This window comes from Thermodesulfobacterium sp. TA1 (genome assembly GCF_008630935.1).
Lineage (GTDB): Bacteria > Desulfobacterota > Thermodesulfobacteria > Thermodesulfobacteriales > Thermodesulfobacteriaceae > Thermodesulfobacterium.
The window spans coordinates 1046100-1068211 of the sequence record NZ_CP043908.1; the positions used below are offsets into that span (position 1 = coordinate 1046100).

Annotated in this window: 24 protein-coding genes and 3 tRNA genes; 14 read left to right on the forward strand and 13 right to left on the reverse strand. The window is 37.3% G+C overall.

What is annotated here, in order from left to right:
• Positions 1–2 precede the first annotated feature (2 nt).
• Positions 3–350, reverse strand: a complete 348-nt coding sequence (locus tag F1847_RS05355; RefSeq protein WP_150072059.1) for a hypothetical protein — start codon at positions 348–350, stop codon at positions 3–5.
• Positions 351–432: 82 nt separating this feature from the next.
• On the opposite strand from F1847_RS05355, the gene F1847_RS05360 reads away from it, so the two are divergent.
• Complete coding sequence (locus F1847_RS05360; protein WP_150072060.1) at positions 433–1743, forward strand: ATP-binding protein; 1311 nt, start codon at positions 433–435, stop codon at positions 1741–1743.
• Between the two features lie 61 nt (positions 1744–1804).
• On the opposite strand, the gene F1847_RS05365 is transcribed toward F1847_RS05360, so the two are convergent.
• Complete coding sequence (locus tag F1847_RS05365) at positions 1805–2008, reverse strand: rubredoxin (protein WP_150072061.1); 204 nt, start codon at positions 2006–2008, stop codon at positions 1805–1807.
• A gap of 430 nt (positions 2009–2438) precedes the next feature.
• On the opposite strand from F1847_RS05365, the gene F1847_RS05370 reads away from it, so the two are divergent.
• The 3 genes from F1847_RS05370 to tsaD are packed head-to-tail and all read left to right on the forward strand — an operon-like array spanning position 2439 to position 4819.
• A complete protein-coding gene (locus tag F1847_RS05370) occupies positions 2439–3218 on the forward strand; it encodes a YdcF family protein (RefSeq protein ID WP_150072062.1) in 780 nt (259 codons plus the stop codon).
• Between the two features lie 14 nt (positions 3219–3232).
• On the forward strand, positions 3233–3811 hold the full coding sequence (locus tag F1847_RS05375) for a D-sedoheptulose 7-phosphate isomerase (protein WP_150072063.1): 579 nt from the start codon (positions 3233–3235) through the stop codon (positions 3809–3811).
• A gap of 6 nt (positions 3812–3817) precedes the next feature.
• Entirely contained in the window at positions 3818–4819 is a 1002-nt protein-coding gene (gene tsaD / locus F1847_RS05380) for a tRNA (adenosine(37)-N6)-threonylcarbamoyltransferase complex transferase subunit TsaD (RefSeq protein ID WP_150072064.1), read from the forward strand.
• On the opposite strand, the gene F1847_RS05385 is transcribed toward tsaD, so the two are convergent.
• The 9 genes from F1847_RS05385 to argF form a co-directional block, all read right to left on the reverse strand.
• The gene (locus F1847_RS05385; RefSeq protein WP_150072065.1) at positions 4816–6201 is read right to left on the reverse strand and encodes a sigma-54 dependent transcriptional regulator; all 1386 of its coding nucleotides are present in this window, start codon (positions 6199–6201) and stop codon (positions 4816–4818) included. The two genes, tsaD and F1847_RS05385, sit on opposite strands and share 4 nt — an antisense overlap.
• Before the next feature lie 55 nt (positions 6202–6256).
• Positions 6257–7033, reverse strand: a complete 777-nt coding sequence (locus F1847_RS05390) for a ZIP family metal transporter (protein ID WP_150072066.1) — start codon at positions 7031–7033, stop codon at positions 6257–6259.
• Positions 7034–7044: 11 nt separating this feature from the next.
• Positions 7045–7845: an ATP-binding protein gene (locus F1847_RS05395; protein ID WP_150072067.1), complete on the reverse strand. Its 801-nt coding sequence runs from the start codon at positions 7843–7845 to the stop codon at positions 7045–7047.
• A 16-nt stretch (positions 7846–7861) separates the two neighbouring features.
• Positions 7862–9235, reverse strand: coding sequence for an FAD-binding oxidoreductase (locus F1847_RS05400; protein WP_150072068.1), 1374 nt, complete (start codon positions 9233–9235; stop codon positions 7862–7864).
• Positions 9219–10565 carry a chromosomal replication initiator protein DnaA gene (locus F1847_RS05405; protein ID WP_150072069.1) on the reverse strand — a complete coding sequence of 449 codons (1347 nt, stop codon included), beginning with the start codon at positions 10563–10565 and terminating at the stop codon, positions 9219–9221. Before F1847_RS05405 ends, F1847_RS05400 begins: the two co-directional genes overlap by 17 nt.
• Positions 10566–10920: 355 nt before the next feature.
• Entirely contained in the window at positions 10921–11877 is a 957-nt protein-coding gene (locus F1847_RS05410) for an ABC transporter ATP-binding protein (RefSeq protein ID WP_150072070.1), read from the reverse strand.
• Positions 11870–12820, reverse strand: a complete 951-nt coding sequence (locus F1847_RS05415; RefSeq protein WP_150072071.1) for an ABC transporter ATP-binding protein — start codon at positions 12818–12820, stop codon at positions 11870–11872. The genes F1847_RS05410 and F1847_RS05415 overlap by 8 nt, the downstream gene beginning before the upstream one ends.
• 41 nt (positions 12821–12861) lie before the next feature.
• On the reverse strand, positions 12862–13344 hold the full coding sequence (locus F1847_RS05420; protein WP_150072072.1) for a peptidylprolyl isomerase: 483 nt from the start codon (positions 13342–13344) through the stop codon (positions 12862–12864).
• Positions 13345–13379: 35 nt separating this feature from the next.
• On the reverse strand, positions 13380–14291 hold the full coding sequence (argF, locus tag F1847_RS05425) for an ornithine carbamoyltransferase (protein ID WP_150072073.1): 912 nt from the start codon (positions 14289–14291) through the stop codon (positions 13380–13382).
• Between the two features lie 155 nt (positions 14292–14446).
• Here argF and F1847_RS05430 point away from each other — a divergent pair, with 155 nt between their 5' ends.
• From F1847_RS05430 to F1847_RS05475, 10 genes are all read left to right on the forward strand, one after another.
• Positions 14447–15982, forward strand: coding sequence for a B12-binding domain-containing radical SAM protein (locus F1847_RS05430; RefSeq protein WP_206202384.1), 1536 nt, complete (start codon positions 14447–14449; stop codon positions 15980–15982).
• Positions 15983–16103: 121 nt separating this feature from the next.
• Positions 16104–16652 (forward strand): 2-oxoacid:acceptor oxidoreductase family protein, encoded by a 549-nt coding sequence (locus F1847_RS05435; protein WP_150072074.1) that lies wholly within the window; start codon positions 16104–16106, stop codon positions 16650–16652.
• 14 nt (positions 16653–16666) lie between these two features.
• Complete coding sequence (locus F1847_RS05440) at positions 16667–16960, forward strand: 4Fe-4S binding protein (protein WP_150072075.1); 294 nt, start codon at positions 16667–16669, stop codon at positions 16958–16960.
• A 1-nt stretch (position 16961) separates the two neighbouring features.
• Positions 16962–18131 (forward strand): pyruvate ferredoxin oxidoreductase, encoded by a 1170-nt coding sequence (gene porA / locus F1847_RS05445; protein ID WP_150072076.1) that lies wholly within the window; start codon positions 16962–16964, stop codon positions 18129–18131.
• A gap of 4 nt (positions 18132–18135) precedes the next feature.
• Positions 18136–19116: a thiamine pyrophosphate-dependent enzyme gene (locus tag F1847_RS05450; protein ID WP_150072077.1), complete on the forward strand. Its 981-nt coding sequence runs from the start codon at positions 18136–18138 to the stop codon at positions 19114–19116.
• Positions 19117–19166: 50 nt separating this feature from the next.
• Positions 19167–19240 (forward strand) — tRNA-Gly (locus F1847_RS05455).
• 27 nt (positions 19241–19267) lie between these two features.
• A complete protein-coding gene (locus F1847_RS05460; protein WP_150072078.1) occupies positions 19268–19951 on the forward strand; it encodes a metal-dependent hydrolase in 684 nt (227 codons plus the stop codon).
• Positions 19952–19960: 9 nt separating this feature from the next.
• Positions 19961–20653, forward strand: a complete 693-nt coding sequence (locus tag F1847_RS05465) for a molybdopterin-guanine dinucleotide biosynthesis protein B (protein WP_150072079.1) — start codon at positions 19961–19963, stop codon at positions 20651–20653.
• 45 nt (positions 20654–20698) lie between these two features.
• A tRNA-Lys gene (locus F1847_RS05470) sits at positions 20699–20771 on the forward strand.
• Positions 20772–20787: 16 nt separating this feature from the next.
• Positions 20788–20862 (forward strand) — tRNA-Glu (locus tag F1847_RS05475).
• Positions 20863–20911: 49 nt separating this feature from the next.
• Here the strand turns inward: F1847_RS05475 and F1847_RS05480 are convergent.
• Positions 20912–21364: a DUF4198 domain-containing protein gene (locus F1847_RS05480; protein WP_150072080.1), complete on the reverse strand. Its 453-nt coding sequence runs from the start codon at positions 21362–21364 to the stop codon at positions 20912–20914.
• A 24-nt stretch (positions 21365–21388) separates the two neighbouring features.
• Entirely contained in the window at positions 21389–22111 is a 723-nt protein-coding gene (locus F1847_RS05485; protein WP_168194275.1) for a DUF4198 domain-containing protein, read from the reverse strand.
• Position 22112 lies beyond the last annotated feature (1 nt).

Genomic DNA, 22112 nt, shown 5'->3' on the forward strand with positions numbered 1-22112 from the left:
TGTTATCTTTTCTTAGGTTTTTCTACAGTATAGTAATAGCAATCAACCACTTGATCTTTATAAATAACTACCTTAAGTATTTCGGTATAATCTTCTCCTTTATAACGGCTGGCTAAAGGTATACCCTCCCAAAAATTTTTAACCCTATAATAGTAATACCATTCTTCCTTTCCGTCTGGAAAGATAAAAACCTGAACAGGGGGGCCTAAAATTTGGGTGATTTCAAGCTTAGTGGTCTGATTAGGTTTGATAAGGCTGGCTTTAGAAGCTAAATTAGGGCCAGGCTTAGTGGCACAGCCATAATAAAAAAAACTTAAAAGTAAAATTAACAACCAACTCTTTAACTTCATTTTAGCACCTATCTTATCTTTAACAAAAATATTAACACAGATCCCTCTTTTAACAACAATCTTTTAGGTTAAAATTAACAGCATGGAGATAAAATATTATAAATGCGGCGGAGAAACCTTTGAATTAAACCTTAAACCCCTTCCGTTTAAATGCAAAAGATGTAAAGAAAAAGAGGCTTTGGTAGAAATTCCTTCCCAGGGTATCAAGGTTTGTCCTGACTGCTTTAACCAGTTTTTTGAAAACCGCTTAAAAAACACTATAGAAAAATATAAAATGTTTCGTAAAGCTAAAAAAATAGGAGTTTTTGTTTCAGGAGGAAAAGACAGTGCTGCTCTTTTGTTTGGTTTAAAAAAAATCTTTCCTGACTTATCCCTTAAAGCTATCTATCTTAACTTAGGCATAAAATACTATTCAGAACTTGCAGAAGAAACGGTTAAAACCCTCTGCCAAGACATAGACGTTCCCCTTTATGTCTACAACTTACCCCAAGAAGAAGGATATTGTATAGATGAGTTTGTGCACACGATGTTTAAAAATAAAATATGCTCTGTATGTGGGGTTATAAAGCGTTATCTTTTTTCAAAAATTGCCAAAAAATTAGAAATAGATGTCATCGCCACAGGGCATCACCTTGACGATACCGTTTCTACCATGTTAACCCTTTTTTTTCAAGGAGATTTTGAAGGAATAGTAAAGCTTGGTCCTGTGTTGCCTCCTATCTATCTTGGCCAAGCAACCAAGGTTAAACCCCTTTATCATACCCCTGAAAAAGAAATTTTTTACTACGTAGCACTAAACAAAATACCTATAGAAAGGTGCGGTTGTCCTCATGGAGAAATTACCCCAAGTAAAAAGAATAAAAAAATCTTAGAAATCTTTGAGCAAGAAAATAGACAGTTTAAGTATCAACTCCTTTCTGTGTTTGTGAAAAAACTCATCCCCCTTTTAAAAACCCATCCAGATTACCGATTTTCTCTTCCTGAGGTTAAAAATTGTATTAAATGTGGGGAGATCACCACTTCAGCAGATGAAGTATGTAGCCGCTGTAAAAGGGTTTCTCTGTTAGAAAAAATACCAGACAAAACCTTAGAAGTAACTCCAGAGGAGTTTAAAAAGTTTATACAAACCCAGCCGAGGGAAAGTTGGGTAGTCTTTGATCTTAGGGAAAAAGAAGATTTTGAAAAAGGGGCTTTTGAAGGGGCTTTATGGATTGACCCTAAGATAGTAGATAGCTCTTCTCGAAAACTTGCTAAACTTTTTAAGGCCTACAGAGATAAAACCCTGTTTTTCTATTGTTATACTGGCCGACTAAGTTATCTTTTAACCTTAAAACTTAGGAAAATAGGGATAAAAGCCTTTAACATAGGTTCTCCTGAAAAACTAATAAGTTAAAAAAGCCAAGGGTGAGGATTAAAGTTCCATCAAACCCTGGCTTTTTTAAAAATTTTAACTATTAAGAACTTTCCTTTCCTATTTCATCCATAGGCCTAAAAGCTTTTTTAGTTGCCCCACAAACCGGACATTTCCAATCATCAGGTAATTTCTCAAAAGGTGTACCTGGAGGTATTTTACCTTTTCTATCCCCTTTGCTTGGAACATAAATATAACCACAGTTTGTCGTTGAACAAATCCAAGCTCCTTCAAAATCTTTTGGCATCTTCTGCCTCCTAAAACATCTCTTATTTAGAAGAATAAATCAAAAAATAGTTTTTACAACTATTAAAAAATTTTTAAATTTAAATAAATTTTTGTCATAGTGCCTCTTTTATTGTATAAAGACTCTTTTGAGGAGGTATGGTAGTCCCCAGATTACACTTTATTAAATCCTCAAGTATAAATACATGCTAAATTTCTTATGAAACAATTTTTAAAATCTCTTCTAAGGAATGAAAAAGTAATAATCTCTATTTGTTTTTCTTAAAGAAGCTACCATGCCTTTTATTATTCTTCAAGCTCTACGCAATTAATAAGGCACTACCGATTATTAGTCTTGATTTTTTAATCAAATCTGATATGCTAAACAGTTAAACATATTAAATTAAAAAGCGTAATACAGAAGCTACTGATGGCACCTAAATAAGTTGGTCATGTCTGATTTATTTTTTATAATTAAAAAGTTTTTTGTTTTCCTATTTCGTCCCTCAAGTTTAATATTTCTCTTTCTTTTAACTGTAAGTATCTATGTGGTTCTTGGTAAAAGAAGGGGAAGACGGAGGTTTTTTCTTTTTGTAGCTGTGGCTCTTTACTATCTATCAACCACACCTTTTTTACCTTATTTTCTCTTAAAACAATTAGAAAAAAATTATCCTATTCCTCCTCAAGAAGAGATAGCAAAAGTTGAAAAGATTATAGTTTTGACAGGTAGGGTGTATGGTCAAAAGGACCTTGGGTTAGAAGAGAGATTTAGTAAAGAAACGTTAGTAAGATTTTTTAAAGCTTTAGAATTAAAAAAGGTCTATCCTGAAAAAAAGGTCATCATCGTAGGGGGTTCATACGAAGACCTTAACTTCAAGGGTGCTTCTTATTTAAAGGAGTTTGCCGGTAAATTAGGTTATCAGGTTGAGGCTATAGATATCCCCTTAGATACAGAAACCAGCGTAAAAACCATTAAAAAATTACTTTCTTCTCCTGAAGAAAGATTTCTTCTGCTAACCTCAGCTTATCATCTTCCGAGGGCTATTATTCTTTTTAAAAAGGAAGGATTAAATCCTATTCCTTATCCTACTAACTACAACCACAAACTTTGTAAACCAGACTTTTCGGTTAGCAACTTCTTTCCTAACGACCTTTACTTTAGTTTAACTAATTTGGCTTTTCATGAATACCTTGGTATACTATTTTATAAGATTAAATTTCTCTTGTTTTAAACGAGGCCTTTGTTATGGAAAAACTGATTGTTAAAGTATTAGCCATAGGAGAAAGTTCAAGAAAAATTCAGGAAGAGTTTTTAAAGACTGAAGGCCCAAAAATCGTTGAGGTTGCGGTTTTAGCTAAAGAGGTCATTCTAAAAGGTGGTAAAATCTTAATCTTTGGTAATGGAGGAAGTGCGGCTGATGCTCAACATCTCGCAGCAGAGTTGGTAAACAGATTTAAAAAAGAGAGAAAACCCCTTCCTGCCATCGCCCTCACTACCGATACCTCCATACTTACGGCGGTTTCTAATGATTATGATTTTTCTCAGGTGTTTGTAAAACAGATTTTAGCCTTAGGAAAAAAGGGAGATTTAGCCTTAGGAATAAGCACCAGCGGAAATTCTCCAAACGTCATAGAAGGATTAAAAACCGCTAAGGAGCTTGGGCTTTATACCGTGGGGTTGACCGGTGGAACCGGTGGAAAAATGAAGCCTTGGTGTGACCATCTAATAGTCGTGCCAAGCCAAGACACCCCACGCATCCAAGAAGGACACCTACTTTTTCTTCATCTTTTTTCAGAGTTGCTTGAAGACCTTATTTTTTCATAAATAAACATGCTGTTAGCCATAGAAACTTCTTGCGACGAAACAGGGGTTGCTCTTTTTTCTGAAGAAGGAAAACTTATCTCTCATCTTCTTTACTCTCAGGTAGCCATTCATTCTCCCTTTGGGGGTATCGTACCAGAAATTGCCTCAAGAAAACAGCTTGAAGTGCTTTACCCGTTTATAAAAAACCTGTTAGCACAAACCCATACTGAGGTTTCTCAGATAAAAGCTGTAGCTGCTACCTTTGGACCTGGATTAATAGGGTCTCTTTTGGTAGGGGTCTCAATAGCTAAAGCCCTTAGCTTTGCACTTAAAATCCCTCTTATTGCAGTAGACCATCTACATGCCCATCTAACGGCTGTTTTTTTAGAAAAAGAGGTAGAATTTCCCTTCATAGGGCTACTTGTCTCCGGTGGACACACAGCCCTTTTTTGGGTAAAATCTTTTTTTGAATACTATGTTATAGGTCATACTAAAGATGACGCAGCCGGGGAAGCCTTTGATAAAGTAGCTAAAATCTTAGGATTAGGTTATCCTGGTGGTCCGAAAATAAGTCAGCTTGCTGAAAAAGGAGACCCAGAGGCTATCTGTTTTCCCAGACCGCTTTTAGAATCTAAATCCTTAGACTTTAGTTTTTCTGGACTTAAGACCGCGGTGTTAAACTATGTTAAAAACCACCCTTCTTATAAAATAGAAGACCTTTGTGCTGGTTTTGAAGAGGCGGTGTGCGACGTATTAATAACTAAAACCTTTAAAGCGGTTGAAGCCTTAAACATAAAAAGAGTGGTGGTAGCAGGTGGGGTAGCAGCTAATAAAAGGCTGAGAAAAAGATTTTTAGAAAAGGCCTCTACTATTGACGCAGAAGTTTATTTTCCTTCTTTAGAATTTTGTACCGATAACGCAGCCATGGTAGGATTAGTAGGATATAAAAGTTGGATAAACAAGAAGTATGCCGACCTAAGCACAGAACCTTATGCAAGGGCTGTTTTTCAAAAAATCAATATTATTTAAAATTCCTCTAATTCTTCTTTTATTCCTAATTCTTTGATTTTTTTCTGAAGATAAGCCCTTTCAATACCTATTTCTCTTGCAGTATGAGAAATGTTGCCCCCATGTTCTAAAAGTTTTCTCCTAATAAATTCCTTCTCAAAAAGTTGTTTGGCGGACCTAAGATCTTTTTCCTTAAACCAAGGCTGGTCTTGAGAGAAAACATAGGTCTTATCTTTTAAAAGATGCTTAAAATCCTCAGGTAGGTCCTCATATCCGATTTCTTTTTTGTTAGAAAGAATGACTAACCTTTCTATAAAATTTTTCAACTCTCTCACATTGCCAGGCCAGTGATATTCCATTAAAACTGAAAGGGCATCTGGTTTTAGATGTTTCCTACCAGAGGCTGTTTTATAACTCATCTCTTCTAAAAATTCTTCTACCAAAACCGGTATGTCCTCTTTTCTTTCTCTTAGAGGCGGGATATAGATAGGGAAAGCATTAAGCCTATAAAACAAGTCTTCTCTAAACGAGCCTTTTTTTATGGCATCTCTTAAGTCTTTATTGGTTGCTGCTATAATCCTTACGTCTACTTCTATAGATCGGGTTCCACCTAACCTTTCAAATTTTTTTTCTTGTAAAACCCTTAACATCTTAGCTTGAGAAGCAAGGCTCATATCTCCTACTTCATCAAGAAACAGAGTGCCACGATTAGCCAACTCTAACTTTCCTGCTTTTGAAGTAAAAGCCCCAGTAAAAGCCCCTTTTTCATACCCAAAAAGCTCAGCCTCTATCAAGGTATCAGGAATGGCTGCACAGTTTACCTCTACAAAAGCCTCCTTAGCCCTATGCGAATAAAGATGAATAAGCTTAGCTACTACTTCTTTTCCTACCCCTGATTCACCTAAAATGAGGACGGTAGTATCAGTAGGGGCTACTTTATGAATAATGTCTCGTAAATTTTTAATGGCAGATGAAACCCCGGTTAATTTGACCTCGCCAAGCAATTTTTCTCTTAGCCTTTTGTTTTCTTCCTCTAAAGAACTTACCTTTAAGGCATTTTCTAAGGTAACTATTATCCTTTCATAAGAAAGAGGTTTTTCTATAAAATCGAAGGCTCCCATTTTAATAGCCTTTACTGCGGTTTCTATGGTCCCATGCCCAGAAATAACGATTACCGGTAAAAAAGGATACATCTTCCTGATGGTATCTAAGACCTCAAGGCCGTCTGCGTCTTTGAGCCAAAGGTCTAAAAAAACCGCATCTGGAGGTCTAAAGTTTATCTCCTTTAAAAAATCTTTAGCATAAAGAAAGGTTTTTACACGATAGTTTTCGTCTCTAAGAATGTCTTCTAAAACTTCTAAAATTCCGATTTCATCATCAAGAACCCAAACTTCTTTCATCATGTTAAAAATATGACCTTCTCTTTTAAAATGTCAAGGATTAATTCCGAGGATTATTCTATCCTAAATAAGTATCCAGAGACATCATGATAAGAAAACCTAAACCAAAACCTAAGGAAGAATAATCGGTATTGGCAGCTTTTTGAGCCTCAGGAAGTAACTCTTCTATGGTTACGAAAATCATCGCACCTGCAGCAAAACTTAAAGCATAAGGTAAAAAATAAGAAGAATAAGAAACTATACCAAAACCTACTAACGCAAAGATTGGTTCCACTATAGCTGAGAAAAAGCTTAAATAAAACGCCTTAAATTTAGACATTCCACTAAATTTAAGGGTCAACCCTAAGGCTAAGCCTTCAGGGATGTTTTGAATTCCTATTCCTAAGGCTAAATTTATGGCCTCTTTAAGCAAATATGTATCTTCATTTACACTACCAAAGGCAACTCCTATCGCCAATCCTTCGGGTATATTATGAAGGGTAATGGCTAAAAAAACTAACACGCTAACATTTAAAGAAACCTTAAACCCCTCGGTCTCTTCCTTAGAAGCAAAAAGATGTAAATGAGGTACAACTAAATCCAAAAGTCTTAAAAACAAAACACCTAAAATAAAACCTATGCTTACAGAAACAAAAGGTGGAAAAACTGAAGCCTTAGCTATCTCTAAAGCTGGAACCAACAAAGACCAAAAGCTTGCTGCAATCATTACCCCAGCTGAAAACCCTAAAGAAATAGAAAAAAATTTAGGGTTCGGTCGGTTAAACAAGAAAACTCCTAAACCACCCAACCCAGTAGTTAACCAAGTAAAAATGCCTGCTAAAAGGACGTTTATCATTTACTCTACACTTATTCCTCAGGGTTGTTTTTATTGAAAAGGTTATTTTTATAAGTTGAAGCAGGCTTTTTAGGTAAATACTCAAACTTTGGGTTAAACATTGCGTTAAAGATGCTTTTTTTAATCCTTGGGTCTAAGAGATATACATTTTCTTTAAGCCAATTCTCTATAAACTTACGTTTGGTTTGTTCAGAAAAAGGACAAGGGTTTTTTAAAACCTCCCAACCTTGGGACTTTACAAAACGAGAAATCATGTCTTTTTCTACAAAAACAAGAGGTCTTATTAGATAGAGATTTCCTTTAAACATTTCTTGCACCGGTAGAATGGTAGAAAGTTCTCCATGGTAAAAAAGGTTGATAAAAAAAGTTACCAAAAGGTCGTCTTTATGATGTCCAAAGGCTATCTTGTTAGCCTGCCAAGCCTCAGCCAGTTTAAAAAGATGTTTTCTTCTATGCCAAGAACAAACAAAACAAGGGGCTGTGGTCTTTTTTTCTGCAACCTCTAAAGCCTGCTTTCCACAATCGGTTTTTTCTACATAAAATTCCATATTAAGACTTTGGCAAAAATTTCTAAGCCTCTCAACCCCCTTCTCATAAACCTCTTGATCACAGGGAAATCCCATGTCTAAATGTACCCCGATCAACCGATAATTAACCCTTAATTTTTTTCTCCACTCACTTAAAAAATAAGCCAGAGCAAGGCTATCTTCTCCTCCAGACATGGCCACAATAATAAAATCCTCTGCAGATAGCATTTGATATCCGAAAATTGCCTTACCTACCAAACGTTTTATCTTATTATAAAGGCTCATCTTGATATTTATAACCTTAAAATGGAATTTTTACCCCTGGATTTAAAAGATTATCTGGGTCAAACATCTTTTTGAGGTTTTTCATAAGCTCTAATTGAAAAGAACTAAGCTCCCAAGCTACAAAAGACCTTTTTACATACCCTATTCCATGTTCCCCTGAAAGGGTACCCTTAAGATTTAAAACCTCTTTTAAAATAGTGTTCCTTAGGGCTTTAGCCTTTTCCTCTTTTTTTGGACCAAAAAGAAGATTAACATGAAAGTTTCCATCCCCAGCGTGTCCAAAACAACACACATAAACACCGGTTTTTTCTTCCAAATCCCTAATCCTTTTTAAAAACTCTTTCATATTTCTTCTTGGCAAAACTACATCATCAGAAATCTTTTTTTCTCCTAACATCCTTACTGAAGGAGAAACACCTCTTCTTACCTCCCAAAGGGTTTCAATTTTTTCTTCAGATTCAGCTTTATGATAAAAAATACCTTTGGTTTGATATAGGTCTTCTACTTTTTTAAGCTCCTTCTGCACCATTCCTTCTTCTCCGTCTAATTCTAAAAAAAGAAGAGACTGAACTCCTTTGTCTGGCAGTTCTAACCGTTTATTCTTGAGTAAGGCTAAAAGGGTAGTTTTGTCTATAAATTCTGCAGAAGCCGGGGTAATAAGACTTTTCAAAAGCTCTGAGATTATCTCTAAAGGTTCTTCTTCTTCTCTGTGATAAGAAACCAAAAGTACCCTTTTCTCTGGGAAAGGAATTACCTTTAAAACTATCTCGGTAAAAACCCCTAAGGTCCCTTCAGACCCAACAAAAAGTGGGGTTAGATTATAACCCACAACTCCTTTAAGGGTAAAAGGACCTGTCCAAAAAATTTTACCTCCCGGCAATCCTACTTCTAAGGCCAAAACATAATCCTTGGTTGTGCCATACTTAAGACCTCTTGGACCACCTGCACCTGTGGCAACATTTCCTCCTATGGTAGAATAAGCATAACTTGCTGGGTCTGGAGGATAAAAAAGCCCAAATTTTTTCAAATACCTTTTCAGCTCTCCGTTTAACACCCCAGGTTCTACCACTACCAATCTTTCTTCCAGGTTTAGGTCTAAAATACGGTTCATCCGTTCAAAAGAAAGGACCAATCCATGATTATGAGAAACGGCACTACCCGTGGTTGCTGTCCCAGCCCCTCTTGGCACCAGAGGAACTTTATACTCTGCTATAAGCCTTAAAACCTCAACTACCTCTTCTTTTCTTTCAGGAAAGGCTACAGCCAAAGGAACCCCTGTAGCAGATGAAGAGTCATAAGAATATACCAACAAATCCTTAGGTTCAGTAAAAACCTTTTCTTTTCCTAATATTTCCTCAAGCTTTGAAAGAAATTTAAAGGAGTATTTCATCAGAAGACCCAAGTTCTGGTTCCCATACCTTATCGTTTAGCTCTAAATTAATCTCTTTTATCAAGTAATCAAGCCTGGTCCTTAAAGATACATCTCTTTGAACCTTTTGTTCAAAGGTCTTAAGGTTGTAGATGATGGTAGAGTGTTGTTTTTTGAAGATCTTAGAAATATCCTTTAGAGACTTTTTAAGAACGTTCCTGAGAAGATAGATCACTACCTGACGCGAAAGGGAAAGGTCTTTTCTTCTAGAAGAAGAAAAAAAGTCTTCTCTACCTATCCCAAAAAACTTACAAGTAGTCTCTATAACAAAGTCTACCGAATCTGAGGTATCTTTTAATCCAATCTCTTCTATAAGTTCCTTAGCCAAGGTTAAAGAAATAGGCTCTTTTAAAAGCGAGGCCCTAGCAATAAGCCCTAACACTACACTTTCAATCTGTCTTACATCACCCCTTACTTTTCTTGCTAAATATTCTACTACTTCATATCCTATGTTATACCCCAATTTTTTCGCTTTATGCCTGATAATCTTTTTACGGGTTTGAAAATCAGGGGCATTAAGTTTGATAATCAAAGCTGAATTAAGCCTTGACCTAAGAGAACTATCTATGTTATTTAATTCTTGAGGCATCTTGTGTGAAGTAAAAATAACGGTTTTCCCTTGGTCTAAAAGATAGTCTAAAAGAAAGGTTAGTTCGTTTTGAGTATATTCCTTTCCTACAAAGAAATGTATACCCTCTAACAACAAAACCTCACAATATTCCTTAAAATTTTCTTTAAAGTTTTCTATCATCCCAGACCTGAGGTATTTTACCATGTAGTTTAAAAAATCTTGGGCGGTTAAATAATATACCCGGTCAAATCCTCTGCTAAAAAGAGTGTTACCTACTGCCTGGGTAAGATGGGTCTTACCTAAACCAAAGTTTCCATAAAGATAAATCAAATATCCTTTGGGTCTTTCATCGGCTACCTGATAACAAACATTATAAGCAAATTCATTACATTTACCTACCACAAAATCCTCAAAGGTATACTTAGGACTTAGTTTCCTTCCTATCAAACTTATAGGATTATAAGGGATAATTAACTGTTCTGCTTTGGGATTTTCTCTTACTATAAAACTGTAGCCTATTAATTCATATTCTGCTACTACCTGGTTTAGTAAGTTTGCATAATTTTCTTCTATCCAATTTTTGGTAAACTCATTTGGAACCTCTAAAATAAGTTTACCATCAACTACTTCTCCTTTGTTAGCCTCAAACCAAACCTTAAATATAGGTTCAGGCAATAACTCCTTTATTCTTCCTTTAACCAAGGACCAACTAACAGACATAACCCCTCCAAAAACTACAAGTGAATGGATTGAAGAAAAAATAAATTTTTAAGACCTTCTTTGGATATTTAATTTACCTAAAACCTTTTAAAATTTCAAATCGAAAAAAGGATGGTTGGGGTTGGTTTCAAGTTCAATTTTTATTTTTAATTTTTAACAAAAAAACAAAGACTTAAAAAAATCGAAATTTAAGAAGTAAATAAGTATGGGGTTTTTGAGAGAAAGTTTTTATTAAGAAACATGGCCTTTATATTGAACATCTCTTTTTTTCTTTAACATTTTCTTATTTTTGTTTTTTTTCTTTTGTTTAGATTTTTAACATAAAAAAAAGGGGGTTAAATTGAGCAATATTACACTATAAATTAAAACAAGCTATATATTGTAGGTTGCTTTTTTGAGTAAGTTTGGGTTCTTTATCGTAACATTGTATCGTCTTTTTAGGACATCTATTAAAAAAAACACAGCCTTTAGAAGGTAAAACCGTCCCTTCGGTGTCGGTCTCAATAATTAACGGAGGAGAAGGAGAAAATGCGTCAAGGTAAGATTTTAAAAGAAGTTCGGTATAAGGATGATGGATAAGATCTTTAAAATTAGCTTTATGACATAGTTCTACCAATACCCCAAGATATATTACAGCAATCCAGTCGGCAAGATAAAAAATTACAGGTAAAGAATGGGTGATCAGAAGATAGCTCAACTGATAACGTTGTTTTAAGACTTTCATAAGGTCAAGAATTTGCGCCTGGATGGTTACATCTAAAGCTGAAGTTGGTTCATCGAGCACTATCAATTCAGGGTTAACCATTAAAGCCCTGGCTAAGGCTATTCTCTGCCGTTGGCCTCCGCTTAATTCGTGAGGATATTTTTCTAAAACCTTTTGGTCCATCCCTACCTGATTTAAAAGTTCTTTAGCTTTATCTAAACCTTCTTTTTTGTTAGAACTTATGTTGATAAGATATGGCTCTAAAAGGATGTCTTTTATTTTATATCGAGGATTAAGGGAAGAATAAGGGTCTTGTAAAACAGCCTGAACCTTAGGTCTTAAAGCTTGGTAGGTTTTTTTGTCAATGGTCTTAAGAGATTTTCCAAACCAGTAAACCTCTCCCTGATCTGGGATTTCAAGTCCTAAAGCTATTTTTCCAAGGGTAGATTTTCCACATCCACTCTCTCCTAAAAGACCTAATACCTCACCCTTTTCTATCTTAAAACTTACCCCTCTTAAAGCAATAACTCTATAAGTTTTTAAACCACCTAAAACCTTTACTTGGTAAGTCTTCCAGAGATTTCTAACCTCAAGCACAGGTTTATCCATACCTAAAACATCTTACCATGTGTTGAGAAGTTACTTCTATCAGAGGTGGGTGATAAATTTTACCTTCTTTACAAGGTGCATCACAACGTAATCTATAATAACAGCCTTCAGGTTTTTGAGTAAGCTCTATGACCCCTCCTTTTAACCTAACCTTAAATTCACCTTCTTTAGGATAGGAGTCTATCAAGGCTTGTGTATAGGGATGTAAGGGGTTTAAAAAAAGCCTGTCTACCAGGGAAATTTCTACTATCTCTCCCGCATAAAAAACAGCTACCCTATCAGCGATCCATCTTACTACCCCTAAATCATGGGAAATAAACACTATCGTAAGTTTTCTGGTCTTGTTTAGCTTTTTTAATAAGTTTAAAACTTGAACCTGCAAGGTTGGGTCAAGTGCAGTAGTAGGTTCATCAGCTACCAAAACTTCTGGTTCTCCAGCAAGGGCTATCGCTATCATTACCCTTTGTCTTAATCCCCCAGAAAGTTGATGAGGATAACTCCTTAACTTTATCTCTGGGTCTGGAATTCCTACTTCTTTTAAAAGACTTATCATTTTATCCTGCCTTTCTTTTTTAGAAAACTCAGGCTGATGAACCTTAAAAACCTCTTCTAACTGTTCTCTAATCGTTAAAACCGGATTTAAAGAGCTTAACGGATCTTGCAGAATGATGGCTATTTTTTTACCTCTTATTTTGATAAGTTCTTTTTCGTCTAAAGAATAAAGAGAAAGGTCATCTAACCAAACCTCTCCCGAATAATAGCAAACACCAGGAGGGAAAAGCCTAAGAAGGGCAAAACCTGTTAAGGTTTTGCCACACCCACTTTCCCCTAAAACCCCAAGGACCTCTCCTCTTTCTACTGTAAAGCTTACATTTTCTACTAAAGGAACTTTTTTATAGGTTAATCCTAAGGTAAGGTCCTTTATAGCTAAGATTGGTTTCACCCTTTAATTCTCCAGAGACACCTCTCTGGTAGAACCTATCTTCAACCTCCAGAACAGGCCTTCATTTCAGCAGCCATAATTTCATAAGGAGTTGCCTGTCTTGCCTCTAATACCTTAATATTAATCGCTACGTTTTTCCCTGCGGCAGGATGATTAAAATCTGCCTTGATTTTATCTCCGTTTATTTCAAGTACTTTAAAAGAAATCCTTGCTCCGTAAGGACTTACTTCTTCATACCATTCCCCTACCTTTACCTTTTCAGGGTGCTTAAGGCTACCCATTTCTACCTCTTTTATTAAATAAGGAAGATGAGGTCCATATGCAGACTCAGGAGGAATTACGATCCTCACCTCATCCCCTTCTTTTTTTCCTAAGATAGCCTCTTCGATAACCCTGGGGATATGTTCTCTACCCAAAATAAACGAAGTCTCGAGCTCCTGAGAAAACCAATCTGGAGCTTTTTCATCTTCAAGTTCTAAACGATAGAAAATCTTAACATAAAAATCTTCTTTAATACCTTCCATCCCTTCCCCCTAATATTTATTTTTTTACTAAAAAATTAAACACATTTTAATAAAAATTCAAGTAGAGCCATATGAAACCACATTTTATTTTCTGCTTGGTCCCAAACTACAGAATGCTCACCCTCCAACACTTCTTCTGTAATCTCTTCTCCTCTATGGGCAGGTAGACAATGTAAAACCATCGCTTCTGGACTGGCTAATTTTAAAAGGTCTGAGTTAACTTGAAAAGGTTGAAAAACCTTTTTCCTGGTTTGGGATTCTTCATCTTGACCCATACTTACCCAAACATCGGTATTTATAATAGTAGCTCCTTTTACCGCCTCTTTAGGGTCGTTTAAAATTTCTACTTGTAGATTGTATTTTTGCCTTAACTCTTCGATAAGTTCTTTAGATGGTTCATATCCAGGAGGTGAAGCCACGGTGATTTTAAAACCAAGAATTGCAGCTGCTTCTATCCAAGAATGGGCTACGTTGTTTCCGTCTCCTATCCAAACCACTTTCTCTTTGGTAAGGTCCCTTCCTTTTTCTATTACTGTAAGCACATCAGAAAGGGCCTGACAGGGATGATAAAAGTCAGAAAGTCCATTAATCACTGGGATCGTAGCATGTTTAGCAAATTCTTGTATAGTCTGATGGCTATAAGTCCTTAATACCAAAACATCTAAATATCTTGAAAGCACTCTTGCAGTATCCTTTATTGGTTCCCCTCGAGTAAGCTGTAAATCCCTTGCTGAAAGGAAAAGGCTACTTCCTCCCAATTTTATCATCGCCGACTCAAAAGAAAGACGCGTTCTGGTTGAGGGTTTTTCAAAAATCAACCCCAAAATTTTACCTTTCAAAGCCTCCTGAGGATAACCCTTATGTTTAAACCCTATCGCACGAGAGAATAAACTTAAAATCTCTTCCTTAGCAAGGTCAGAAATTCTTAAAAAATGTCTTATACCCATTTTTTCACCTCTTATAGCAAATTAAAAAGAATTTTTATCCAAAAACTTTGAATTTTTTAATTTTTAATCAATTTTTAATTTTGTAAAGTGCTTTTTTCGAAAAATTTTATACTTGACCTTAAAAAAATATTTTTGTAAAATGATAAGTAACAAACTTGGAAACATTGAACCTTATGATAAAAGTCTTATTGGTTTATCCACGTTATCCAGATACGTTTTGGAGCTTTAGAAATGCTTTGAAATTTGTCAAAAAGAAAGCCTCTCATCCTCCCTTAGGTTTATTAACCATTGCTAGTTTACTTCCTAAGGATTTTCGACTTAAGGTTTTAGACCTAAACACAAGTCCTCTTAATCTTGAGTTTTTTAAATGGGCTGATTGGGTATTGATAAGCGCTATGTCTGTGCAAAGGGAAAGTGCTGAAGAAGTTATTAAAATAGCTAAAAGTCTTGGGAAAACGGTCATAGCTGGAGGGCCTCTCTTTACTGCTTTTTATCAAGATTTTATCGAGAAAGTAGACCACTTAGTTTTAAATGAAGGAGAAATAACCTTACCTAAATTCCTTGAAGACTGGGAAAAAGGATGTCCCCAAAAAGTATACTATACCTCTGAGTTTGTAGACCTGAAGTTTTCACCTGTTCCTTCTTATCATTTGATAAAACTTAAAGATTATACTTCTATGTGTATTCAATATTCTCGAGGATGTCCTTTTAGTTGTGAATTTTGTGATGTAACCAACCTTTTTGGACGTAAAATTAGAACTAAAACGGTTGATCAAATAATAGCTGAATTAGAAAACCTTTATAAACTTGGTTGGAGAGGTTCGGTTTTCTTTGTAGATGATAATTTTATAGGAAAAAAACCTACCGTTAAACAAGAACTACTACCTTCGTTGATACGTTGGCAAGAAAAACATAGATATCCTTTTGTTTTTTATACCCAAGCTTCAATAAACTTAGCCGACGATGACGAACTTATAGAACTTTTGGTAAAAGCTGGCTTTAATTCTGTTTTTATAGGAATAGAAACTCCGGTTGAAGAAAGCTTAGCAGAGGTGCAAAAACGTCAAAACTTAAACAGAAACCTGGTAGAAGATGTCAAAAAAATCCAAAGAAAGGGTCTTGAGGTAATGGGAGGTTTTATTGTAGGTTTTGATTCTGACCCTCCCAATGTTTTTAACTCCCTTGTCAAGTTTATAGAAGAAAGTAAAATCGTTATAGCGATGGTAGGACTTTTAAACGCACCTCCCGGGACTAACCTATACCAAAGACTTAAGACAGAAGGTAGAATTAGACCCCTCTTTAAAGGCAACAACACCGACCTTTCAACCAACATCATCCCTAAAATGGGATTTGAAACTCTATTACAAGGATACAAAAAAGTAATCACCAACCTATATGAAACCAAAAGATATTATAAACGTGTTTTTGGTTTTTTAAAAGATTTTAACCCCTATACCCATATAAAGATAGACAAAGCTTATGTAAAAAATCATCCTTTTTACCTTTTGAACCTTCCTAAAATAATCTTTAAATTTGGGGTTTTAGAAAAGGGAAGAATTTTATTCTGGAAAATGTTTTTTTACACCTTTTTTAAAAAACCCAAGGTTTTTGCCACTTTTATAGCTCAAGTTTTAGGAGGATACCATTTTAGAAAGGTTTTTCGCCCATTTTTCCTTTCAGGAAAAATATAGCGTTTACCAAAAACTGTGAAATACTGTGAAATTTTGAACTTTCTACTTGATTTTTTTAGATAATATAGTAGACATATTGAAGATCTTCAATAAAGCAATAAACCACAATAAGAGGTGGGATATGATTGAGATTAGACTACATGGAAGAGGTGGGCAGGGGGCGGTTACCTCTGCCGAGCTTATCGCTGTGGCTGCTATCTCCCAGGGTGATTATGCTCAAGCCTTCCCAAGCTTCGGACCTGAAAGAAGAGGGGCTCCGGTCCAAGCCTTCGCAAGAATCGACAAAAAACCTATCCGCTCAAGAGAAAAAATCTATGAACCTGACGTCATCCTCGTTCTTGACCCCACTCTACCCAAAATCGTTAACATCACCCAAGGACTTAAATCCTCTGGTATCGCTATCCTTAACTCCCATCTCCCTGAACCCGAATTACGTAAACTCCTTAACAACTTCCCAGGTAAAATCGCTGCCGTTGATGCCACCAAAATCGCCATCGAAGAACTCGGACTCCCTATCACCAACACCACCATGCTCGGTGCCTTCCTTAAAGCCACAAGCCTCATCTCCCTATCAGCCATCGAAGACGCTCTAAATGCTCGCTTCGGACGCCTTGCCGAAAAAAACATCAATGCCCTCAAAAGGGCTATCGATGAAACCAAAATCTACTAATAAGGAGTTAAGCCATGCCTAAAGAACAAGGCCTCGTAAGCTGGAAACAACTCGCACCAGGTATGTATATCCTTGAGCCTGGTAATTCCAAAAAGTTTAAAACCGGTGACTGGAGAGCCTTCAAACCCGTCCTCGATAAAGATAAATGCATCAAATGCGGTATGTGCTATATCCTATGCCCTGACATCTGCTACCAACCAGACCAAGAAGGCTTCTTCATCTCTAACCTTTTCTACTGTAAAGGCTGCGGTATCTGTGCCGCACACTGCCCTAAAAAAGCCATTACCATGGTCTTAGAGGAGGAATAACATGGCTAAAAAAATCGCTAAAGAAGTCTCCGTTGCCGTGGCTGAGGCTGTAGCCCAGTGTAATGTTGACGTCATCTCAGCCTACCCTATTACCCCTCAAACCCATATCGTCGAACACCTCGCAGAACTTGTTAACAACGGCGAGCTTGATGCCGAATACATACCTGTTGAGTCTGAACATGCTGCCATGAGTGCCTGCATCGGTGCTGCTGCAACAGGGGCTAGAACCTTTACCTCTACCTCCTCACAAGGCCTCCTCCTCATGTACGAAAACCTCTACATCGCTCCTGCTCTACGCCTGCCTATCGTTATGGCTCTTGTCAACCGCTCTGTCTCTGCCCCTATCAGCATCTGGAACGACCACTCCGATGTCATGTCCATGAGAGATGCCGGCTGGATACATACCTTCGCTGAAAACGGCCAAGAAGCCGTTGACCTCATCTACCATGCCTACAAAGTCGCTGAAAAAACCTTACTTCCTGTTGCTGTAAACATCGACGGCTTCATTCTATCCCATGTGGTAGAACCTATCGAATTCTTAGACCAAACCCTGGTTGATAAATACCTTCCCCCCCTTAAAATGAAATATAAACTCGACCCCAAAAAACCTATCACCATCGGTGCCATCGGGGTCCCTGAAATCTATACCGAGGCTAAAAAGGCTGAAGACGAAGCCCTTAAAGCTAGCTACAAAACCATCGTCCAAGCCTGGAAAGACTTCGAAAAACTCACCGGCAGAAAATATCTTCCTGTTGAAACCTATCAAATGGAAGATGCCGAAGTAGGCCTTGTCATCATGGGAAGCCTTGCTGAAAACGCCATGAATGCCGTCGACCTCCTTAGGGCTAAAGGTAAAAAAGTAGGACTAGTAAGAATAAGACTCTGGAGACCCTTCCCACTTAAAGACTTCATCAAGGCTATCGGTAAAGTCAAAGCCCTTTGCGTGGTTGACCGAGCCGTTAGCCATGCCGCTACCGGTGGCCCTGTCGGTATAGAAGTAAGGTCTGCCCTCTACCAGTCTAACAAAAGACCTCGGGTCCTTAACCTCATCGCAGGCCTAAGCGGCAGAGACGTTACCAAAGAAGACTTCGTCGAAATCTTCGAAAAAACCTTTGAAACCCTTGCTAAAAAACCATCTACACCCTATGAAATATACGGTGTAAAGGAGTAAGCCTATGAGACCAGAACTTAAAAACTTTAAACCCTTTACCATGAAAAACTTACCTCAGTATGAAGGCTTTGCTCAAGGCCATAGAGCCTGCCAAGGTTGCGGCACCGTACTCCCACTAAGACTCGCCCTTAAAGTCTTAGGCCCAAACACCATCGCCGTCACCTCAACCGGCTGCATGGAAATCATCTCAAGTCCATTCCCTTATACCTCCTGGGAAGTCCCCTGGATACATGTTGCCTTCGAAAACTCCGCTACCGTCGCCTCAGGCATAGAAGCCGCCATCAAAGCCCTTAAAAGAAAAGGTAAAATTAAGTCCAAAGAAAAAATAAACATCGTCGTCTTTGCCGGAGACGGAGCTACCTTTGACATAGGTCTCCAGTGGCTCTCTGGTGCCCTTGAAAGAGGCCATGACTTTGTCTACATCTGCCTTGATAACGAAGCCTACATGAACACAGGGGTCCAAAGGTCTGGAGCAACCCCCTTCGGAGCCCACACCACCACAAGCCCTGCCGGTAAAGTCATCAAAGGCCAAACCACCTGGAAAAAAAATCTAATGGGCATCGTGGTAGCCCATAACATACCTTATGCCGCTACCGCTAACCCAGCCTTCCCTCTTGACCTGATGAATAAGGTTAAAAAAGCTGCCCTGATAAACGGTCCTGCCTTTATCCATGTGTTCGCAACCTGCCCCACCGGTTGGGGATGTAAAAGCGAAGACAGCCTACTTGCAGCTAAACTTGCGGTAGAAACAAGGGTCTTCCCTCTCTACGAAGTAATAGACGGAAAATACATCATCAACCGCAAAATAGACAAACCTAAACCCGTAGAAGAATACCTTAAACTCCAAAGAAGGTTTAGACACCTTACCCCAGAACAAATAACCTACATCCAACAAAGAGTAAACGAAGAATACGAAAAACTAATTAAACTCGCCGAATGCTTCGGAGAAGAAAAAACCGAAACAAAACAAAACCAAGAAGAGTAAAAATTCTTCTTGACAGTGGAAAAAAATAAATTATAATTAATGTTATTCAAGCGGGCGTGGCTCAGCCTGGTAGAGCGGCTGCTTGCCATGCAGCAGGTCGCGGGTTCGAATCCCGTCGCCCGCTCTTTATCCTTTTTGATGGTGTCAAGCTATGAAGTTGGTATTTTATGGTCATTCTTGTTTTAAAATAGTCTCTGAACAAGGGAAAAAAATTATCATAGACCCTTGGCTAACCAATCCCCTTTCTCCTAAAAATGCCGACCAAGGACCTTATGATTACATCTTGATTACACATGCCCACGGAGACCATTTAGGAGAGGCTCTATCCCTTGCTAAAAAAGGGGGAGAAGTAATAGCCATTCATGAAATTCAACAATATCTTCTTAAAAAAGGAGCCCCCAAAGCCATCGGCATGAACATAGGAGGTACTTATCGTTCAGGTGAGATTTCTTTTACTATGGTTCCTGCTTTACATAGTTCCTCTTTCCCAGACGGAAGCTATGGTGGGGACCCTTGTGGTTTTGTGATTACTTTAGAAAATGGATTAAGTATTTATCACGCTGGTGATACAGGAATTTTTTACGATATGAAATTAATAGGAGAACTTTATACCCCTAAAATTGCTCTCTTACCTATAGGAGACCATTATGTGATGGGTCCTAAAGAGGCTGCTAAGGCTTGTGAACTTATAAACCCTGAAGTAGTTATCCCTATGCATTATGGTACATTTCCTATTCTTTCTGGTAAAGTAGAAGATTTAGAAAAGGAAGTCAAAAAATACGGTCTTGAAACTAAAATAATAGCTTTAAGACCTGGCGAAGAGTATAGTCTTTAAAGTTTATCTATGCCTTGTTTTCTGGCGATATCTGGATATAGCGGTTCAGGGAAGACCACATTTGGGTCGTTTTTGGTAAAAAAACTTAGTGAGAGCGGTTATAAAGTAGGAGTAGTTAAATCTTGTAAAGAATCAGAAATTTTTACTGATTTACCCAACAAGGATACTTGGGTCTACCGGGAACAAGGGGCATCAGGGGTTGTGCTTTTTCAAGAAAACTTGTTTACTCTTTATTTAGACCCTCCAAAAAACAACCTTACCTCACCTAAGGATTGGCATGGTTATTTTTTATCAATTTTTTGGGAATACGACCTAGTGCTGTTTGAAGGGTTTAAAAAGGTTGATTTTCTTTCTAAACTTTGGGTGATAAAGGACAAAGATGAAGATTTAAGGTCTGTTAAAAAAGAAATAAAAAATCTGTTGGGGTTTGTGGTAAAAGAAAACGTAGAGTGGTGGAAAAAAAGTTTCCCAGAAGAAACCTTTTTTAGTTTAGAAAAAGAGGAAGAAATCTTAAACTTTTTAAAAGGTTTTATAGAACAAAAAAAAGAAAAAGTGATGTTAAGGGTTAATGGTAAAAAAGTTCCTCTTAAAGATTTTGTAAAAGATATTTTAGCCTATCCTGTTTTAGGTTTTGTTAAAGCATTAAAAGGGGTCCCTGAAGAGATTCTAGAAATAGAAGTAAAAATCAAAAATCAATCTTGACAAAACCAAGAAATCGTTTATATTTAAAAAAGTTTTAGGGAGACTGGGCCGGTAACTCAGTCGGTAGAGTATCGGCCTTTTAAGCCGAGAGTCGCAGGTTCGAGTCCTGCCCGGCCCATATAAATAAAATAAGTGCCCCCATCGTCTAGCCAGGTCCAGGACACCGGCCTTTCACGCCGGCGACAGGGGTTCGAATCCCCTTGGGGGCGCTTTTTTTATTTGAGAAGTCGTTTTGGATTTAGGTTGAAAAATCTATTTTTACCTTGACTGTTTATGTTTCCAAAATAAATAAACTCCTGTCAACCCAACAAGCCATCCTGCGATTCCAAGGGCAATAAATAGTTTGGTATAGGTGGCAACAAGAGGCTTTTTAAACCCCTCTATACTTAAGTCTTCTTTCACTTTTATCGCAACCTCTGCTGCATGAAGCCCGTGCTCTGTTTCTCCTTGAGCCCTTACCTTCCAAATACCTTTTTTATCAGGCATAAAGCAAAAAATTCCATTTTTATCAGCCCTTGCTTTTTGAAAGGGTATTTTTTCTTCTGACTCATAAACTTCTATTTCTGCATAATTCATCGGTTCACCACCTGCAAAAAAGAAACTTACACAAACCCCCTTAGCCTCCTCTACCTGATAATTTACTTCATGAGCAAAAAGCTCTTTTAAAAAACATAAACATAGTAAAACCACCAAAAACAGGATTTTTTTCAATTTTCTAACCTCCAGAGAAAAATTTTAATCCTTTTTCTGCCAGGTAAGGGAAGTAATAAGCCATAGATAGTCAGCTTTGGGGTCTGAAATTTTTACCTTGTAAAAACAAACCAAGGCATAATACCCTTCTTTCATCTTAAGTTCTTCAACCTTTATCCTTGCCATACCCTTAGCATCCGTTTTTGCTATTTCTTTATGAAAAGGATTAAAAACGATTACTCCTTCAGCAGGTTTCCCTTCATATAAAACCTTAACCATCGCTTCGTCTTTCCCTTTATATGGATTTTCCACAAAAACTGGTTCAAGTTTTAAACCTAAGGGTTTGTTTAAAAGGGTTGAGTCCGCAAAAATCGCTTTGGTTGCCTGAAGGGCATAAAAACTCTCTATTACTTGCAAACCTTGCTTTTGGGCCTCAAGTTTATCCATCCTTTTTCTACCTTCTGGGGTAGTAACTAAATAAACTCCTTCCATAGAGGCAAGAATTACTGAGGGCTTTTTCTCAACTGAGAGAACAAGTTGGTTATCAACCACTTCTTTTTTAAGTTTCACTGAGTTTCCCTTATTATCAAAAACCTTTAACTCTTTTATCCTTCCAGGATCATAAGGTTCAACCTTACTTTTATGACCCCAAAACACCTTAAACTTTCCGTTGGTTTCTTCTATCCAAAGCATATGACAAAAACCCACGGATACAAACAAAAATATAGCTAAAACTGATAAACCAAAGCTTAAGACTATTCTCTTCATC

Excerpts from the sequence above, each read along its gene's own strand:
- F1847_RS05355 (WP_150072059.1), bottom strand. The coding sequence starts at position 350 with ATGAAGTTAAAGAGTTGGTTGTTAATTTTACTTTTAAGTTTTTTTTAT.
- F1847_RS05360 (WP_150072060.1), top strand. The coding sequence starts at position 433 with ATGGAGATAAAATATTATAAATGCGGCGGAGAAACCTTTGAATTAAAC.
- F1847_RS05365 (WP_150072061.1), bottom strand. The coding sequence starts at position 2,008 with ATGCCAAAAGATTTTGAAGGAGCTTGGATTTGTTCAACGACAAACTGT.
- F1847_RS05370 (WP_150072062.1), top strand. The coding sequence starts at position 2,439 with ATGTCTGATTTATTTTTTATAATTAAAAAGTTTTTTGTTTTCCTATTT.
- F1847_RS05375 (WP_150072063.1), top strand. The coding sequence starts at position 3,233 with ATGGAAAAACTGATTGTTAAAGTATTAGCCATAGGAGAAAGTTCAAGA.
- tsaD (WP_150072064.1), top strand. The coding sequence starts at position 3,818 with ATGCTGTTAGCCATAGAAACTTCTTGCGACGAAACAGGGGTTGCTCTT.
- F1847_RS05385 (WP_150072065.1), bottom strand. The coding sequence starts at position 6,201 with ATGATGAAAGAAGTTTGGGTTCTTGATGATGAAATCGGAATTTTAGAA.
- F1847_RS05390 (WP_150072066.1), bottom strand. The coding sequence starts at position 7,033 with ATGATAAACGTCCTTTTAGCAGGCATTTTTACTTGGTTAACTACTGGG.
- F1847_RS05395 (WP_150072067.1), bottom strand. The coding sequence starts at position 7,845 with ATGAGCCTTTATAATAAGATAAAACGTTTGGTAGGTAAGGCAATTTTC.
- F1847_RS05400 (WP_150072068.1), bottom strand. The coding sequence starts at position 9,235 with ATGAAATACTCCTTTAAATTTCTTTCAAAGCTTGAGGAAATATTAGGA.
- F1847_RS05405 (WP_150072069.1), bottom strand. The coding sequence starts at position 10,565 with ATGTCTGTTAGTTGGTCCTTGGTTAAAGGAAGAATAAAGGAGTTATTG.
- F1847_RS05410 (WP_150072070.1), bottom strand. The coding sequence starts at position 11,877 with ATGGATAAACCTGTGCTTGAGGTTAGAAATCTCTGGAAGACTTACCAA.
- F1847_RS05420 (WP_150072072.1), bottom strand. The coding sequence starts at position 13,344 with ATGGAAGGTATTAAAGAAGATTTTTATGTTAAGATTTTCTATCGTTTA.
- argF (WP_150072073.1), bottom strand. The coding sequence starts at position 14,291 with ATGGGTATAAGACATTTTTTAAGAATTTCTGACCTTGCTAAGGAAGAG.
- F1847_RS05435 (WP_150072074.1), top strand. The coding sequence starts at position 16,104 with ATGATTGAGATTAGACTACATGGAAGAGGTGGGCAGGGGGCGGTTACC.
- F1847_RS05440 (WP_150072075.1), top strand. The coding sequence starts at position 16,667 with ATGCCTAAAGAACAAGGCCTCGTAAGCTGGAAACAACTCGCACCAGGT.
- porA (WP_150072076.1), top strand. The coding sequence starts at position 16,962 with ATGGCTAAAAAAATCGCTAAAGAAGTCTCCGTTGCCGTGGCTGAGGCT.
- F1847_RS05450 (WP_150072077.1), top strand. The coding sequence starts at position 18,136 with ATGAGACCAGAACTTAAAAACTTTAAACCCTTTACCATGAAAAACTTA.
- F1847_RS05460 (WP_150072078.1), top strand. The coding sequence starts at position 19,268 with ATGAAGTTGGTATTTTATGGTCATTCTTGTTTTAAAATAGTCTCTGAA.
- F1847_RS05465 (WP_150072079.1), top strand. The coding sequence starts at position 19,961 with ATGCCTTGTTTTCTGGCGATATCTGGATATAGCGGTTCAGGGAAGACC.
- F1847_RS05485 (WP_168194275.1), bottom strand. The coding sequence starts at position 22,111 with ATGAAGAGAATAGTCTTAAGCTTTGGTTTATCAGTTTTAGCTATATTT.